Source organism: Polaromonas sp. P1_F1, from assembly GCF_056405795.1.
On record NZ_JBFUBJ010000003.1, the window covers coordinates 20,327 to 37,811 of the forward strand.

General features: G+C 61.6%; 9 protein-coding genes. 1 reads left to right on the forward strand and 8 read right to left on the reverse strand.

Annotated elements, in window-relative coordinates; all coding sequences use genetic code 11:
* Positions 1 to 9: 9 nt before the first annotated feature.
* The 6 genes from flgG to AC1DZE_RS09445 all read right to left on the reverse strand — a co-directional run bounded on the left by flgG (position 10) and on the right by AC1DZE_RS09445 (position 5,963).
* Positions 10 to 804, reverse strand: a complete 795-nt coding sequence (flgG, locus tag AC1DZE_RS09420; protein ID WP_477669652.1) for a flagellar basal-body rod protein FlgG — start codon at positions 802 to 804, stop codon at positions 10 to 12.
* A 35-nt stretch (positions 805 to 839) separates the two neighbouring features.
* Positions 840 to 1,634 carry a flagellar hook-basal body protein gene (locus tag AC1DZE_RS09425; RefSeq protein ID WP_477669653.1) on the reverse strand — a complete coding sequence of 265 codons (795 nt, stop codon included), beginning with the start codon at positions 1,632 to 1,634 and terminating at the stop codon, positions 840 to 842.
* Positions 1,635 to 1,673: 39 nt separating this feature from the next.
* Positions 1,674 to 3,761, reverse strand: a complete 2,088-nt coding sequence (gene flhA / locus AC1DZE_RS09430) for a flagellar biosynthesis protein FlhA (protein WP_477699973.1) — start codon at positions 3,759 to 3,761, stop codon at positions 1,674 to 1,676.
* Positions 3,758 to 4,843: an EscU/YscU/HrcU family type III secretion system export apparatus switch protein gene (locus tag AC1DZE_RS09435; protein WP_477669655.1), complete on the reverse strand. Its 1,086-nt coding sequence runs from the start codon at positions 4,841 to 4,843 to the stop codon at positions 3,758 to 3,760. Before AC1DZE_RS09435 ends, flhA begins: the two co-directional genes overlap by 4 nt.
* Entirely contained in the window at positions 4,833 to 5,612 is a 780-nt protein-coding gene (locus tag AC1DZE_RS09440) for a flagellar biosynthetic protein FliR (RefSeq protein ID WP_477700094.1), read from the reverse strand. Before AC1DZE_RS09440 ends, AC1DZE_RS09435 begins: the two co-directional genes overlap by 11 nt.
* Before the next feature lie 84 nt (positions 5,613 to 5,696).
* Positions 5,697 to 5,963: a flagellar biosynthetic protein FliQ gene (locus AC1DZE_RS09445; protein WP_477669657.1), complete on the reverse strand. Its 267-nt coding sequence runs from the start codon at positions 5,961 to 5,963 to the stop codon at positions 5,697 to 5,699.
* 503 nt (positions 5,964 to 6,466) lie between these two features.
* Between AC1DZE_RS09445 and AC1DZE_RS09450 the strand changes: the two genes are divergently transcribed.
* Positions 6,467 to 7,528 (forward strand): S1C family serine protease, encoded by a 1,062-nt coding sequence (locus tag AC1DZE_RS09450; protein WP_477672597.1) that lies wholly within the window; start codon positions 6,467 to 6,469, stop codon positions 7,526 to 7,528.
* Positions 7,529 to 7,659: 131 nt separating this feature from the next.
* Here AC1DZE_RS09450 and AC1DZE_RS09455 read toward each other — a convergent pair whose 3' ends face one another.
* Positions 7,660 to 9,351, reverse strand: a complete 1,692-nt coding sequence (locus tag AC1DZE_RS09455) for a ShlB/FhaC/HecB family hemolysin secretion/activation protein (RefSeq protein ID WP_477699974.1) — start codon at positions 9,349 to 9,351, stop codon at positions 7,660 to 7,662.
* Positions 9,352 to 9,378: 27 nt separating this feature from the next.
* Positions 9,379 to 17,409, reverse strand: coding sequence for a beta strand repeat-containing protein (locus AC1DZE_RS09460; protein ID WP_477699975.1), 8,031 nt, complete (start codon positions 17,407 to 17,409; stop codon positions 9,379 to 9,381).
* Between the last annotated feature and the right edge of the window lie 76 nt (positions 17,410 to 17,485).

A 17,485-nucleotide genomic window follows, 5' to 3' on the forward strand; every position in this document is an offset into this window, starting at 1 on the left:
AGTGTTTTCTTAGCGGCGCAGCGCATTGACCATGCCGAGCATCTCGTCGGATGCCTGCACAACCTTGACGCTGGCTTCATAAGCGCGCTGCGCGATCATCAGGTTCACCATCTCGTCGACCAGCTTGACGTTGGAGCCTTCCAGAAATCCCTGGGCAATCCGCCCCAAGCCCTCTTCTCCAGGTTTGCCGACGACCGGGTCGCCGGCGGCCTCGGTCGGCCGGTAGAGGTTGTCCCCCTGCGCCAACAGAGCTTGCGGATTGGAGAATCGCACCAGGTCAATCTGCCCGATCTCCACAGGCGTGGCCTGATTCGCCAAACGGATCCGCACGGTGCCATCCGTGTCGATCAGCAAGGCCTGCGCATTGTCGGGAATGCTCAGGCCAGGTTTCAGCGCATAGCCTGCCTGGGTTGCCAGCAGGCCCTCCTTGTTGACCCTCAGCGTGCCGCCGCGCGCATAAGCCTGTGACCCATCAGGCAAAGTCACCTCCATGAAGCCGTCACCTTCAATTGCAACGTCGAACGCGGACTCCGTTTTCTTGAGGTCGCCCATGTCGAAAAGCTTGGCCATGCCGCCTATGCCAACGCCCGCCCCCACTCTCGTAACCGCATCCATGAGGCCCTGCGGCGCGCCGGCATTCGCCAAAGGGAGCGGCGCGGCCGAACGCGTGACCAGATCCGAGAACGTCAGTCGGCCTTTTTTAAATCCCGTGGTGTTGACGTTGGCCAGATTGTTGGCGATCGTGTCCACATTCATCTGCTGGGCCTGCATGCCGGTCGCACCAATATAGAGCGCATCGAACATAAAACTCCTCTGGTTTGTGTGTAGTGAAAACGGGCTCAGGCAAGATCGCCGAGCTTTCGAATGGCTGTCCCCATCATTTCGTCGTAACCTGTCGCGACCTTTTGCATCGACTCGAAATGCCGCATCGTCTGCATCAGTTGCACCATCTCCTGCATGGACGAAACATTGGAGTTTTCGAGAAAGCCCTGGCGTACCTGGACATCGACATCGTTCATCATGCCGGCCGGACTCTCCGAAGCGACAAGCCCCTCCCCGAGATGCCGGAGCGTCTGCGACGCCTCTAGCTGCATCACCTTGAGCTGGGCCACCGGCTCTTGCGCGGACAAGCGGTTGGCGGCAATGCCGGCTGCTCCGGACTTGGGGCCTTCAAATACATAGCCCCTGGAATCAATCGAGGGATTGCGTGTCGTCAAAAAGATGGCGCCGCCTTTACCCATCACCGGGTGTCCCTGGGCATTCACCAACCGCCCCTGACCGTCCAGGTGGAAGGAACCCTGCCGCGTGTAGGCCGGGCCGGACGCCGTTGAGACCTCAAAGAAGCCGTCTCCGTCCAACGCGAGATCCAGATTTTGTCCGGTGGACTTGAGTGTGCCGGGGCGAAGGTCCGTCTGCGTTTTCAGCAGGCCGCCGGTCGCGTCTACCTGCTGCGACAACGCATCGACCTGCGCGGAGAAGGAGGCGCCGAGTTGGGAATAGGGGGTGGGCTGGACCGAAACGACCTCCCGCTTGTAGCCTATGGTCAAGGCGTTGGCCAGGTTCATGCCGACCCTTTCAAGACGGATGCTGTCCTGGTGCATGCTTTGCAAAGCGACGGAGAGAATATTGGTCATGGTTCGGATTGAGTTGCAGGACAAAAATGCACGGGTTGCTTAAAAGCTCACCACACCATACGACTTGAGTTCGATGTTGTGCGGGATCTCGGCCATGGACAGCACACGCAGATGCGGCATTACCCGCTCGGACAAGGCACGCACGTGCCGGCGAAGCTCGGGAGAGCAGAGCAGCACTGGCAGCAAATTGCTTTTCATCATCTTTTCCGCTTGCTGCACCAGTTTGCCGATGAATTTTTCGGCCATTTGCGGTTCCAGGACGAACTGACCCGCGGCCTGGCTGGAACCCTCGGCACGGGAATTTTGCACGCCTTGAATGAAGCGACTTTCAATGGCCGGGTCGAGTGTGAGAACGTGCAACGCATTGGCCTCCCCGAGCAAGCCCTGGCATATCGCGGAACCCAGCCTGTGGCGCACAACCTCCGTCAGGTAGCCGGTCTCCTTGGATTGCCGGCCAGCGTCCGTGAGAGTTTCCAGAATCGCCTCCATATGCCGTATCGAAACCTTCTCTTTGAGGAGGTTCTGCAGCACCTTTTGCACGTCGCTGATCGAAAGGACTGTCGGCACAAGTTCTTCGACCAGGCCGGGCTGGTTCTGGCGCACCCGGCCCAGCAGGCGGTCGGTTTCGGCCCGTGTCAGCAGTGTGGAGGATTCGCGCCGCAAGACCTCGGTGAGGTGCGTCATGAAAACGCTGGAGGCATCCACCAGCGTGAACCGGGCGCGGGTGGCCGCATCCCGCTGTGACTCTTCTATCCAAACGGCCGGCAGGCCGTAGGTGGGGTCTTTCGTGACTTCTCCGGAAATGGCTGTCACGTCGCCCTGAGGATGAATGGCAAGCAGGTGGTCCGCGCGAACCTCACCCTTGGCACTCAGGGCCCCGTCAAGGTAAATCTCGTATCGGTCCGGCCCAAGGCGCGGTGCATCCTTGAAGCGTATGCGTGGCAAGACCAGCCCAAGCTCCTGCGCATGCTGATGGCGGAAGGCGGCAATTCTTTCGAGGAAAGAGCCACCCTTTTCGTTCACCAGAGGAACCCAGCGGGAACCCACCTGGACCTCGATGGGTTCAACGGTCAGGTGTGCATAGGGATCGTCCTTGCCGCCAGCGTCACTGCCGTCAGCCGATTTTCCCTCCTGGCCCGCCGCCGCTTCTTCCCTGGCAATGGCACCGGTATGCGCCCCGCGATACACCATCCAGGCGCCCAGCCCCGAAAGACAAAGCAGTATGAGCGTGGGGACCGCAGGAATACCAGGCAGGATCAACAGGCCCGCCAGGGCTGTAGCCACCAGCAGCAATGTTTTGGGAAATGAGGTGATCTGCCGCAAAGCCTCTTTGCTCAGGTTGGCATCCGAAGCCGAACGGGTAACAATGATCCCGGTTCCCAGGGCAATGACCAGCGCCGGCACCTGGGTCACGATGCCATCGCCTATGGTCAGCAGGGTATAGGTTTTGAGCGCATCACCCCACGGCAGGCCGCGCTGCATGATACCGATCAGCAAGCCTCCCACAATGTTGATGAGCAGTATCAGGATGCCCGCGATGGCGTCGCCTTTAACGAACTTGCTTGCGCCGTCCATCGCGCCGTAAAAAGCCGCCTCTTTCTCGATGTTCTTGCGGCGGCGCTGCGCTTCGGCCTGGTCAATGAAACCCATGTTCAGATCCGCGTCCACGCTCATTTGCGCGCCGGGCATGCTGTCCAGCGTGAATCGGGCGGCCACCTCGGAGACGCGCTGAGCGCCGCTGGTGATCACCACGTACTGGACGACGATCAGGATCAGGAAAATAATCAGGCCGATCACGTAGTTCCCGCCAACAACATAGGAGCCCACAGCGGCGATCACCCGGCCAGCGTCGCCGTCCGAAAGAATCAGGCGGGTGGCGGCGACGTTCAGCGACAGCCGGAACAGGGTGGCAATCAACAGCAGCGAAGGGAACGTCGAAAACTCGACAGGTCGCGCCATGTAGAACGTCAGCATCAGAATCAAAAACGCGAAGCTGAAGTTCAGCAGGATCAGGAAGTCCAGTAGCGGGCTCGGGATGGGCGCGAACAATACCACCAGTACACCCAGCACCAGCAGCACCATAACGATGTCGCTGTGTTTGGTGAGGAAACCCTGCAGGGCTTTCATGTCGCGGCCATCCCCTGCCGGCGTTCGCGCATGGCAAAGACCCAGACGATGATTCGCGCCACTTCGGCATACATGGCTTGGGGCACATGCTGTTCCACAGCAAGCTCGCGGAAGAGCCTGCGGGCCAGAACGGGGTTTTGCACGATGGGGATGTTGTTCTCGCTCGCTATTTTTCTCATGGCTCCTGCGACCCGGCCGGCGCCCTTGGCCACCATCTGCGGAGACGACATCTCGCCATGCCTGTAGCGCAAGGCGACCGCCACATGCGTCGGATTCGTCAACAACACATCGGCATTTTTTGTGTTGCGCACCGTTAGTGTGCGCTTCAGCGCTTCCCGACGCAGCTCCCTGAGCCGCGCACGGATGCGAGGATCACCTTCCCGGTTTTTTGATTCGTCTTTCAGTTCCCTGCGGCTCATCTTCATCTTTTTGGAGAACTCGCGCCGTGTGTACATCCAGTCCACGGCGGCGATCATCACCAGAATCAAAGCCATCTTCATGCTCAAAGAGGCCGCGTCCTGGAGCAAGGTGCGCAGGTAAGCCAGCGGTGAAAGGCCGGCCACGCCAAAGAAGTGAGGCGCCAGGCTTTTGAGCGCGAACCAGGAAACACCGGCAAGAAGCATCAGCTTGATGCAGGCCCTTGCCGCATCAAACAGGGTTCGCATCGAAAACACTTTCTTGAACCCGTTGACCGGATTGAGCCTGTCGAAATCCGCCTTGAGGGGATCCGTGGTGAACATCGGCCCTGTCTGCATCAGGTTGGCCAGCGCGGCGGTGAGCATGATGACGGCGAAAAAAGGCAGCAGCTGCATCATTGCCCCCTTGACCACCTGGGATGCAAGAGGCCACAGCGCTCCGCCATTGGGATCCAGACCAGCGATGCGAAGCAACAGGCTCTGGTCGAAAACGAATTGGTCCCTGACGCTGTCCCAGCCCTTCCATGTCAGGTAAACGGAAGCCACCGTCCACACCAGCGCCGAAATGACTTCCGGGCTTTTGGCGACCTGCCCTTTTTCCTGCGCCCTGAGAAGCTTGTGAGGCGTCGCCGCTTCATTGCGGTCAAGGTCTTGCTCATCGGCCATGGACGGCTCCCGGCGCAAATGTGCTTTGAGACGCATCCTGGGACAACATGGAATCCCAGGTCGTGTAGATGCTGCGGTAAACCCGCGTCATGACGCCACCTACGCCGGCAAACCACAGGGACAGCGTGATGAGCCCGACAACGATTTTCACGGGAATGCCGATGGCGAACATATTCATCTGCGGCAGGTTTCGCGCGACAACGCCGAGCGCCATTTCAACCATGAAGAGGCAGAAAACCACGGGCGCGACCAGGGCAAATCCCAGCGTGAACAAGGCGCTCACCTGTTTGAGCATCGCGACCAGGCCGTAGGCAGCCGACCACTGCGCTGCCACGGGAAACCGCTCAACGCTGAATGCGATGCCTCGCAGCAAAGCATGATGGCCGGCCAGCAGGAAGAACAGCAGCACGGCAAATGTGTTGAAGGCGGAGGTCAGGATCGGCACCTGCCGCCGAGTGACGGGATCGAACACTTGCGCGATGCCGAACCCGATCTGGATGTCAAGAATCCGCCCGGCGACATCAAAGGCCGCAAACGCCAGCAGCACACCGAGCCCGAGCGTCGCGCCCAGCGCGAGCTCCGCCAGTGCGGACGTAAACAGCGTCGCATGATTGGCGATATGGCCGCTTCCGACCGGTGTAAACCCCAGCGCAATGATGAACGACAGCGACAGCAGCATCAACACCCGCACCGTCGTCGGTATGGGCATGGCATAGAAAACTGGCGTCAGGATAAAAACACCGGCAACCCGTATCGAAAGCAGGATCACCGCCTCCAAAGGTGGCAATGCCCATTTCTGGGAAACCCAAGACCATCCGGCTCCAAGTTCAGCAATCACGCGTGGCGACCTGGGCTAAAACATGGCAGGAATACCTGCCCACAGCTGAGTAAAGTAAGCACTGAGCTTGCGCAACATCCAGGGGCCAAACACGACAAGCGCAATGCCAGCCGTCATCAGCTTGGGTACAAAGGTCAGGGACATCTCCTGCACCTGCGTAACCACTTGAACAATGCTGATCAGCAAACCTGTGAGCATGGTCAAGCCAAGAACGGGCAGGCACACCAGGAATCCCATCCAGAATAGGTCCGACATCATTTTCAAAGCCAGGTCAGCGTGCATTCTGCTGTGTGCTCCCGCATCCATAGTTTGTTGTCGCCACACATGCAAAGGGATGCAAGTCCGCGCGGTCATCCTGACGCATTCGATAAGCTTTGTTGTTTGTCATGTCCCAAGGCGCCTGTAGCGGGGCCTCCCCCTGTTATTTGTTCCGAACTGTATCGCAATCTACAGAATTTGCGGCAGCAGTTACCTTATTTTCCATATCGATTTAGGTACTAATTACTTAGACATTTCCAAAGCACTGGAAATAGATATTGCTTTTGAACCTTGTGCGGTGCTACTTCGCTGACTAGAAATTTTTCACAACCCCTTCCCCTTTTCCCCTCCTTTTGGGGAGCCTGCTGAGGTCAACAAATGAGACTTGGCGGGTTGGGGCAATGAATGAGCTGATTGTTTGTTACACGCTTCTCAAGATTCTTTTGACCTTACCGCTTGTAACGCCATTTATTAACGTGCATTCTTGAGCTGTGGTTGGGATTGTTCCTGCCGTTCAGGAGTCTGTCATGTGCACCTTGCGTCAGCGGCTCTACATCCTCCTTTCAAGCTTATTGCTGTCCGGCACACCCTGGCTTGCCAGCACCGCGCACGCGGCCACTGTGCAGCCCCCGGCGGCGCAGGCCATGATGGACGCACTAACCCGCGCTACAACGGCGGTGGTCGGCGTCAAGGTCACGGCGATGGAAGATGCACGCTCGGCCGAAACGCTGGGCCTGCGCCGCGCCGGCTCAGGTGTGCAAATCAACCAGGACGGGCTCATCCTCACCATCGGCTACCTGATGCTGGAAGCCGAACACATCGAGATCGTGACGCAAGACAACCGCACCTTGCCGGCGCGCGCCGTTGCCTATGACCTGGCTACCGGCTTCGGGCTGTTGCGCCCCTTGCTGCCACTGCGCGGTGTGGGCGTGGCAGCGCTGGGCAACGGTAAAGACCTGCAGCCCGGCGAACCGCTGATGGCCGTCACCGGCCCGCAGGCTGATGAGGACGGCGACGTGAGCATGACCCGGCTGGTCAGCCGGCGCGCGTTCTCCGGCAGCTGGGAATACCACATCGAATCGGCGCTGTTCACCAGCCCACCTATCATGGCCAGTGGCGGCAACCACAGCGGCGCCCCGCTCTTCAACCAGAAAGGTGAGTTGATGGGCATAGGCTCGCTGCTGGTGTCCGATGCCACAGGCGAAAACCGCCGCCTGCCGGGCAATATGTTTGTGCCGGTGGATTTGCTGCGTCCCATCCTCGCGGAGCTGCAGCGTTCAGGCGCCAGCATGAAAAGCCGCAGGCCATGGCTCGGCATCACCTCCAATGACCAGGGCGGGCGCATACAGATCCTGCGGGTCAGCAAGGAGAGCCCTGCGGACCTGGCCGGGCTGGAGGCGGGCAACGTGGTGCTGGCAGTAGACGACGCCAAGGTGGCCACGCTCGAAGCTTTTTATAAAAAGCTGTGGGACCGGCCCGCACCCGACGCGGAAGTCAGGCTGACGGTGCTGCAGGGTGCAGAAGTCAAAACCATTGTGCTCAAGGCCCAGGACAGGATGCTGACGCTCAAGAAGCCTGCGGGCATCTGATTTTTACAACAAAATAGGTTGTAGCCCATACAGGTAAAGCGCAAGCAGCTATTGATTTAATAGCACTACAGGGCTACGCGATTTGACAGCCCCGCACGACAAGCCAGGAATGGGCACGAGCAGCGCAGCCTTCAAAACCGGTAGGCGACCTCGGTCCACATACGCGTTGAATCTGTCGTCCTGACCAGCTCGGGTGTCGACCCCAGGGGCGAGGCCAGGTAGGCACGGGCCCGCCACTGGTTGAGCCCGGTCCAGTCAAGGCCAACCCCCGCTCCGCTGAGCGTTGCGCTGTTGGCACCTGTCACCCAGGGTCGTTGATTGACTTTCAGGTAGGCACCGTCCCAGAACGCCACCGCCTGGAGCTTGCCGCCGACAACCTGCCCCAGGTCGTAGCGCAGCTCGACGCTTGTGCGGTAACCCGTATCACCCGACAACGCACCCACATCGTAGGCACGCACCGAATAGGGCCCGCCCACGGACATTTTTTGTGACGAATCGAGGTTGGTGTTTGCCCACTGGCCTGCCCATGAAAAATGCAGCGTGCTGTTTTGCCCGAGGCGCTGCAAGCGGGAGAAGCCCAGATTGGCCTTTGAAAACCAGCCCTGCGTTCGTGCGCTGGCCGCATCGTCCAGCTGCGCCTCTGTAGCGTCAAAAACCACCCTGCCCCGGGTCCATCCCAGGCTCCAGGTATTGATGCCGCCGGACAGCAAGGTGTCCCGCCAGTCCCCGGTCAGGCTCGACGTCCAGGAGTCGAGATGCCGGTCTGTTTTTATTCCCGCCACGTCTACACGCTCGCGCAACTGCACCGTGTCGTATTGAATCTGTCCATAGAGGTTGACCGTCTGGCTTCGCACCAGCGGATGCTTGCCCCAGAGGCTGCCGGTCTCGGCGGAACCATGCGCGCCAAGTATCTCAAGAGACCCGCCAATTTTGTAATCCAGCAAGGAATAGGCGGCTCCTGCGCGGGTGCCCTGGCCGTTCAACAATGATTCGTAGCCCACCCGTCCGTAGCTCAGCCCCTTCCCGGAATTCAGGCCGCTCAGGCTCAGGACATCGCCATGCTTCAAAGGGTTGTTGACGTACACCGTACCGCCCAGGCGGGCTCTTCCTGTATAGCTGTTGCCGTAGTCGTCCACAACCAGGCTTCCTGAAACCGCCGGGCCGGGCGTGGTATCGATACTCAGATCGGAGGTGCCCATCCCGTCGCCGGGTCTTAAGGTTGCCTGCACCACCACGCCGGGTATGTCCGACAGCAACAGCAGGGACTTGTCCAGCAGGGCCTGGTCGACTGGCTGCCCGTTTTGCAGCGGCGCTACCGTCGCCTGCAGCAGCAGGTCGTTCACGCGCGTCTGGTTGTTGACGCCGACCTTGCCGTAGCGCGCCTCGACCACCAGAAAGCGAACAACGCCCGACTGGATCACCTGCGCAGGCACCACGGCCCGGGCAAAGGTCTGGCCCCTGCTGTGGTAATACTGGCCTATGCGCCCCGCCATTTCGTCGAGCTGGTCAAGCGTCAGGCTTTTGCCTTCAGCATCGGCCACCAGTGCATGCAGCGTGGCTGTCTCAAACAGGGTGTTGCCGATGATGTTGATCGATTTGACATCCACCGTCACGGCGGGACGCACAGGTGGCGGCGGGATATTCCCCTCATTGCTGAGGGGCGGCCTTTCTCCGCGGGGCGATGGGACGGCTTGCTGGGACGGCTGGACCTGCCGGAGGATGGTGCCGATATCAACCGGCAGCGGATCAGCCGCCTGGACCGCGAACAGGGGCGCGGCTGCCAACAGCAGCACAGCGTGCTTACCGGATACGTTGCATTTCATGGGGAAACTTTTGTGGGGTAGCCGTATTTATTTTTGAGCGGCCAGCACACCGTTTTGCAGCTGCACGCCGCCGTCAACGATATGCAGGCGCGGATCTTTTCTTACTGTGGCAACCACATCCTGCAGCACCTCGACGGCCCCACCGGAAACCACCAGTTCGTCTCCACCGGAGGCATCGGCGCTTGCGCTGCGAGTTACCCGAAGGATGGGCGATACCTCGATCAGGCCGGATTTGGAGCGTGTCCCATCCACGGCCTGTTGCATGGCGGCGTCGGCACCATCATCGGCGCCCCCCCGCCCAAGCGTTCCCGCCCGTGCGGGCACAGCTGTGACAGGCAAGGGAGTGATGGATGCCGTCAGCCCGGTCGGTTGCACCACCGTGTAGTTGGCCGCGTCAACCCCGCCCAGGGTATAGCCTGTCACGGTCACGGGCTTTGCGTTACCCACATTCGCGTTGGCAAAAGCACCGCTGCCGCCGCTGACGCTAACCACGTCACCGACCAGGGCCGCCACGGCGGCGGTACCACCCAAGGTGGCCGCAGTCGTACCGTCAAAAACCTTGTTCTGCGCATTTACACCGGTGACAGCCAGGCTGGCCGGTGTGATGTTTGCCGTGACACCTGTAGGTTGCACCACGGTGTAGTTGCCGGCGTCGGCCCCGCCCAGCGTATAGCCGGTCACCGTCACGACTTTGCCGTTGCCCGCGTTTTTGTTGACGAAAGCGCCATTGCCGGTACCACCCACAGTCACCACGTCACCGCCCAGGGCTGTGACCCCCGCCGTTCCGTTAAGCGTGGCGTTGGTGGTGGTGTCGTAGACCTTGTTGTTTGCCCCGACGCCCGTGACGGCCAGGCTGGCTGGTGTGATGTTTGCCGTAACACCGGCAGGTTGCACCACGGTGTAGTTGCCGGCGTCGGCTCCGCCCAAGGTGTAGCCGGCCACGGTCACGACCTTGCCATTGCCCACATTCTTGTCAGCAAAAGTGCCGCTACCGCCACTCACACTCACCACGTCACCGCCCAAAGCAGCCACAGCGGCCGTGCCATTGAGGGTGGCTGCAGTACTCGCGTCATACACCTTGCTGTTTGCCCCTACACCGGTCACCGCCAGGCTGGCCGGCGTGATGTTTGCCGTAACGGCAGTGGGCTGCACCACGGTGTAGTTGCCGGCGTCGGCGCCGCTCAGCGTGTAGCCGGTCACGGTCACAGCTTTGCCATTGCCTACATTCTTGTTGGCGAAGGTTCCGCTACCGGTGCCGCCCACCGTCACGACATCACCGCCCAGGGCAACAACACCTGCGGTGCCATTGAGAGTAGCCGTGGTGGTGGTGTCATACACCTTGTTGTTGGCGCCCACACCTGTGACTGCCAGGCTGGCTGGCGTGATGTTGGCCGTGACAGCTGTGGGCTGCACCACGGTGTAGTTGCCGGCGTCGGCGCCGCCCAGTGTGTAGCCCGTGACTGTCACGGCCTTTCCGTTGCCCACGTTTTTGTTGACAAAGGTGCCGCTGCCGGTACCGCCCACCGTCACGGTATCGCCGCCCAGGGCCGCGACGTTTGCTGTGCCATTGAGTGTGGCGGTGGTGGTCGTGTCGTAGACCTTGTTGTTTGCGCCTACGCCGGTAACAGCCAGGCTCGCCGGCGTGATGTTGGCTGTGACGCCGGTGGGCTGCACCACGGTGTAGTTGCTCGCATCGGCGCCGCCCAGAGTGTAGCCGGCGACGGTGACGGCCTTGCCGTTGCCCACGTTCTTGTTGTTGAAATTGCCGCTGCCCGTGCCGCCCACCGTCACGGTATCGCCGCCCAGAGCTGTGACCGCCGCCGTGCCATTGAGTGTGGCGGTGGTGGTGGTGTCGTAGACCTTGTTGTTTGCGCCTACACCCGTGACAGTCAAGCTGGCCGGCGTGATGTTGGCCGTGACGCCGGTGGGCTGCACCACGGTGTAGTTGCCTGCATCAGCTCCACCCAGTGTGTAGCCGCTGACCGTCACAGCCTTGCCATTGCCCACATTCTTGTCGGCGAAGGTGCCGCTGCCACCGCCAACCGTCACCACGTCGCCGCCCAGTGCCGCGACGTTTGCGGTGCCATTGAGCGTGGCGGTGGTGGTGGTGTCGTAGACCTTGTTGTTCGCGCCTACACCCGTAATGGCCAGGCTGGCAGGCGTGATGTTGGCCGTGACACCTGTTGGCTGCACCACGGTGTAGTTGCCGGCATCGGCGCCGCCGAGGGTGTAGCCGGTGACGGTGACGGCCTTGCCGTTACCCACGTTCTTGTTGACGAAATTTCCGCTGCCGGTACCGCCCACGGTCACGGTATCGCCACCCAGGGCCGTAACGGCGGCTGTTCCGCTCAGCGTGGCCGTGGTGGCGGTGTCATAGACCTTGTTGTTTGCACTCACACCGCTGACAGTCAAGCTGGCCGGTGTGATGTTGGCGGTCAAGCTGGTGGGTTGCACCACGGTGTAATTGCCGGCGTCGGCACCGCCCAGCGTGTAGCCGGTGACGGTCACGGCCTTGCCATTGCCTACGTTTTTGTTGGCGAAGCTGCCGCTGCCGGCGCCGCCTACCGTCACCGTGTCGCCACCCAAGGCCGTCACCGCAGCTGTTCCGCTCAGCGTGGCTGCAGTTGTGGTGTCGTACACCTTGTTGTTAGCATTCACACCTGTGACCGTGAGGCTGGCGGGGGTGATGTTGGCGGTCAGCCCCGTGGGTTGGACCACGGTGTAGTTGCCGGCGTCCGCACCGCCCAGCGTGTAGCCGGTGACCGTCACGGCCTTGCCGCTGCCCACATTCTTGTTGGCAAAAGCACCACTTCCACCACCAATCGTCACAACATCACCCCCCAGGGCCGTAACAGCCGCCGTTCCGTTGAGAGTCGCGGTGGTCGTTGCGTCGTAGACCTTGTTGTTGGCGCCTACGCCGGTAACAGCCAGGCTGGCTGGCGTGATGTTCGCGGTCACCGCCGTGGGTTGCACCACGGTGTAGTTGCCGGCGTCCGCACCGCTCAGCGTATAGCCGGTAACAGTCACAGCCTTGCCATTGCCCACATTCTTGTTGGCGAAGCTGCCGCTGCCCGTGCCGGCCACGGCCACGACGTCACCGCCCAGGGCCGTGACGGCTGCCGTTCCGTTGAGTGTCGCCGCGGTGGTCGTGTCGTAGACTTTGTTGTTCGCGCCTACGCCGGTAACAGCCAGGCCAGCCGGCGTGATGTTCGCGGTCAATCCCGTGGGTTGCACCACGGTGTAGTTGCCGGCGTCGGCACCGCCCAGTGTGTAACCGGTGACAGTGACGGTCTTGCCGTTGCCCACATTCTTGTTGGCAAAGGTGCCGCTGCCACCGCCAACCGTCACCACATCACCGCTCAGGGCCGCGACGGCCGCCGTGCCATTGAGTGTGGCGGTGGTGGTGGTGTCGTAGACCTTGTTGTTTGCGCCTACACCCGTGACAGCCAGGCTGGCCGGCGTGATGTTGGCCGTGACAGCTGTGGGTTGAACCACGGTGTAGTTGCCGGCATCAGCACCGCCCAGTGTGTAGCCGGTGACGGTGACGGTCTTGCCATTGCCAACATTCTTGTTGACGAAATTACCGCTGCCGGTGCCCCCCACCGTCACAGTATCGCCACCCAGGGCCGTAACGGCGGCTGTTCCACTCAGCGTGGCCGTGGTGGCGGTGTCATAGACCTTGTTGTTTGCACTCACACCCGTCACCGCCAGGCTCGCCGGCGTGATATTGGCGGTCACCGCCGTGGGCTGCACCACGGTGTAGTTACCGGCGTCTGCTCCACCCAGTGTGTAGCCGGTGACAGTCACCGCCTTGCCATTGCCCACATTCTTGTTGGCGAAGGTGCCGCTGCCGATGCCACCCACCGTCACGGTATCGCCGCCCAGGGCTGTAACGGCCGCTGTTCCGCTGAGCGTGGCCGTGGTGGTGGTGTCGTAGACCTTGTTGTTTGCGCCTACACCCGCGACAGTCAAGCTGGCCGGTGTGATATTGGCGGTCAAGCTCGTGGGTTGCACCACGGTGTAGTTGCCGGCGTCGGCACCGCCCAGCGTGTAGCCGGTCACAGTCACCGCCTTGCCATTGCCCACATTCTTGTTGGTGAAGGCGCCATTGCCGGTACCGCCCACGGTCACGGTATCACCACTCAAAGCCGTCACCGCTGCTGTCCCGCTCAGCGTCGCTGTGGTGGTCGTGTCGTAAACCTTGTTGTTTGCGCCTACACCCGTAACAGTCAAGCTGGCCGGCGTGATGTTGGCGGTCAGCCCCGTGGGTTGCACCACGGTGTAGTTGCCGGCATCGGCGCCGCCCAGTGTGTAGCCGGTGACGGTGACGGCCTTGCCGTTACCCACGTTCTTGTTGGCGAAATTTCCGCTGCCGGTACCGCCCACGGTCACGGCATCACCACTCAAAGCCGTCACCGCTGCTGTTCCGCTCAGCGTCGCTGTGGTGGTCGTGTCGTAGACCTTGTTGTTTGCGCCTACGCCGGTAACAGCCAGGCTTGCCGGCGTGATGTTGGCTGTCACGCCGGTGGGTTGCACCACGGTGTAGTTGCCGGCGTCGGCACCGCCCAGCGTGTAGCCGGTCACAGTCACCGCCTTGCCATTGCCCACATTCTTGTTGGTGAAGGCGCCATTGCCGGTACCGCCCACGGTCACGGTATCACCACTCAAAGCCGTCACCGCTGCTGTCCCGCTCAGCGTCGCGGTGGTCGTTGTGTCGTAGACCTTGTTGTTGGCCCCCACGCCCGTAACCGCCAGGCTTGCCGGCGTGATGTTTGCCGTGAAACCTGTGGGTTGCACCACGGTGTAGTTGCCGGCATCGGCGCCGCCCAGCGTGTAGCCGGTCACGGTAACCACCTTGCCGTTGCCCACGTTCTTGTCGGCAAACCGGCCGATGCCCGTGCCGGCCACGTTCACCGTATCACCGGCGAAAGCTGCAACGCTGGCCGTGCCGTTGATGGTGGCGGCGTCACTGGCGTTGTACACCTTGTCCTGGATCGTCACACCGCCAACGGCAAGGCTGGCCGGCGTGATGTTCGCGGTCAGGCCCGTGGGCTGCACGACGACATAGTTGGCGGCATCTGCGCCGCTCAGCATGTAGCCGGTGACGGTCACGGCCTTGCCGTTGCCCACGTTCTTGTCGGCGAAAGCACCGCTGCCGGTGCCGGCGATGCTCACCGTGTCGCCGGCGATGGCTGTGACGCTGGCCGTGCCGTTGAGGGTGGCGGTGGTGCCGGCGTCATACACCTTGTTGTTTGCGCTCACGCCTGTGACAGCCAAACTGGCGGGATTGACTGTCAGCGTGCCATTGGCGTAACTGATGTCGTAGCCCTGCTGATTGGAATACAGGCCGGAACCCGTCACCGTGTAGCTTCCGGCATTGACCGCGCCCTGGGCGGTTCCGCCGAAACTGATGCTTCCCGACAAGCTGCCGCAAGCCGTATTGGAGCAACTGATGCCGGTTCCGCCGTTCCAGGACAGCTTGTCGTAGGTCTTGCTGGTGCTGCCGACCGTGACCGTGGTGGCCTTCATGAGCGCCTTGAGCAGGGGACGGCTATTTCCCTCATAAATACGCCAGACGCTGGTGAAATCCCAGTTCGGGTTGACGTTGCCGTTGGCAGCCGTGGCCGAGCTGAAATTGGCCTGTTGTTGCATCTGGGCTGTGGTCATGCCCATGCCGCCGCCCGAGCTGGTGGCCCGCCCGGTTGTGACGGTGTCCCAGAAACTGTTGTTGATCGCCGTTCCGGCGTCCCACAAGCCGACCAGCCCGCCCAGGTTGCTGGTGCCGCTCACGGCCCCGGTCGCGTAGCTGTTGTTGATGGTGCCACCAGCATTGAACTTATAGCCCACCAGGCCGCCGACATTCGTGGTGCCGGACACCGTGCCACTCGCATAACTGTTGCTGATCACAACATTGGCGGTACCATTGCTGTCCCAATACCCCACGAGCCCGCCGACATCCTGGCCGGTGCTGGTGACGTTGCCGCTGGCGTAGCTATTGCTGACGCTTCCGCCGTTGAGCATGTCGCCCACCAGCCCGCCAACCCGCGAACTCGATGCGCCGACAGAGCCGGTGGCATAGCTGTCGCTGATAAGGCCCTGGTTCCAGCCAACCAGCCCGCCCACAATGAACGAGCCGATCACCGCGCCGCTGGCGTGGCTGTTGCGGATTACGCCCTGGCTGGTCCCCACCAGCCCACCAGCCTCGGATCCGGAGCCGGTCACTGAGGTGCTGGCGTAGCTGTTAGTGATATTGCCAGAGCTCCACCCGGCCAACGCGCCGACTTTGGTTTGGCCCGTGACGCTACCGCCGGCCAAGCCCAAATTGTTGATTCGCCCCGAAGCGCCTACATAGCCGAGCAGACCGACGTAGGTGGCGGTGGGCCGGTTGATAGTGAGGCCGGAAATGGTGTGGCCCAAACCGTCCAGGATGCCACTGAATTGCGCCAGGTTGTTGCCCAGCGGTTCGAATCCACTGCCGCCGTTCCAAGCGCTGGTTGGCGAGGCGTCGATGTCAGCGCCCAGTGCGTAGCGACCGTTGAGATTGCCGCTCATGCCCTGTAAATCTGTGCCGCTGGTGCTGGTTGCGGTACCCAGGTCAGTGATCACCGTATAGGCGACGGGGGTACCGTTGCTGCCTTGCTTGGTGCTGAAATTGTTGCCTGCCGGCAAATTGATCTTCGCGCCGTTGTTGACGTTGTAGGAGTTGGTGATTCCATTGGTATTGCCCTGGCCGTATTCCAGCGCCAGCTTGCCGGTGCCCGATGCGTTGAGGTTGGCATTGATGTTGATGTTGTTCTGCGCGTTGAGCGTCAGCTGGTTGACGCTCCAGCTCACCACGTTGTTGACGTTGACATCGCCCGCCGTGCCCGTGTTCCCGCTGCTGCTCTGGATGACGACGTTGCCTGAGGCCAGGTTGGCACTCAGGGCCGCACCCGTGATGTTCCCGCCTGCAGCGGCGATGGTGAAGTCCACAGGATCGATCAGCCAGGTGCCGCTTTGGCCCGCGGGGGCCGCCGTGGTGATCCGGGCGCCGTCGGCAATGTTCACCTGCGCGCCCGAGGTTTCCACAAAGCCGCCGTTGCCGCCGTTGGGCGCCGAAGCGTCCAGCGTGCCCGCAATGTTGGCAGTGCCGGCGGCCATGCCGCCCAGCAGGATGATGGTGCCGCTGCGGTTTTCCACGGTGCGCGCCTGGATCACCCCGGTGTTGTTGACTGCGCTGGCCAGCAGGGAATCCTTGGCACCGGCGCTCATCAGCGCCTGCCCGCCGTCAGCCAGAATCAACCCGCCGTTCTCGGCCAGGCTGTTGAGAACGCTCTGGTCCACCTCGATCTTGAGCAGCTGGTTGCCCTGGAAGGTCAAAGTAGCCGCGCTGCCTGCCGCCAGCGCCACGCTGCCCTGCGGAGCGCTGATGCTGCCCTGGTTGCGCACGGTATTGCCGACCAGTGCAACGTAGCCGCCCGTGGCAGCATTGATGCGGCCCTGGTTGACCACACTGCCTGCGCCTGCGCCGCTGAAGCTGCGCTTTCCGCTGCTCAGGTCCGCATCCTTGACATCCAGTGTCGACGCCACCAGCCCGCCCACATTGACCTGGGCGCCGGCGCCAAACAGGATGCCGTTGGGGTTGATCAGGAAGACCTGCCCATTGGCATTGAGCTGGCCCAGGATCTGGCTGCCGTGGGTGTCCATGATGCGGTTGACCGCGATCGCGCTGGCCGAAGGCTGCACGAAGTTGACGCTTTCCTGCGCGCCTACGTTAAAGCTCTTCCAGGTCAGCGAAGCGTTCTGGCTGGATTGATTGATGGTGGTGGCGGAGCCGCTCTGCGAGATGCTGGCCGCGCCCGAAGTGACCTGGCCGTCTACCGGGCCGGCCTGCGCTGTTGCTGCTCCCAGCAGCAAAACGGCCGTTACGGGCTTGCGCAGGGTCCATCTGCCCGCGGCGCTATCGGCCATCCGTCCCAGTGCATCAAAAAACGGCGGCGCCGCGGTGGGTACGCGTTGACCGATGTTTGTTACAAATTGCGCTGCCGTACGCGCATTTTTCGAACTTTTTTTGTGCATTTTTCACATCCCGCGAGTCCCCTTGCGTCAGCCGATTGCAAGATAGAGGCACTCGAAGTGATGGTATTCACAAAGG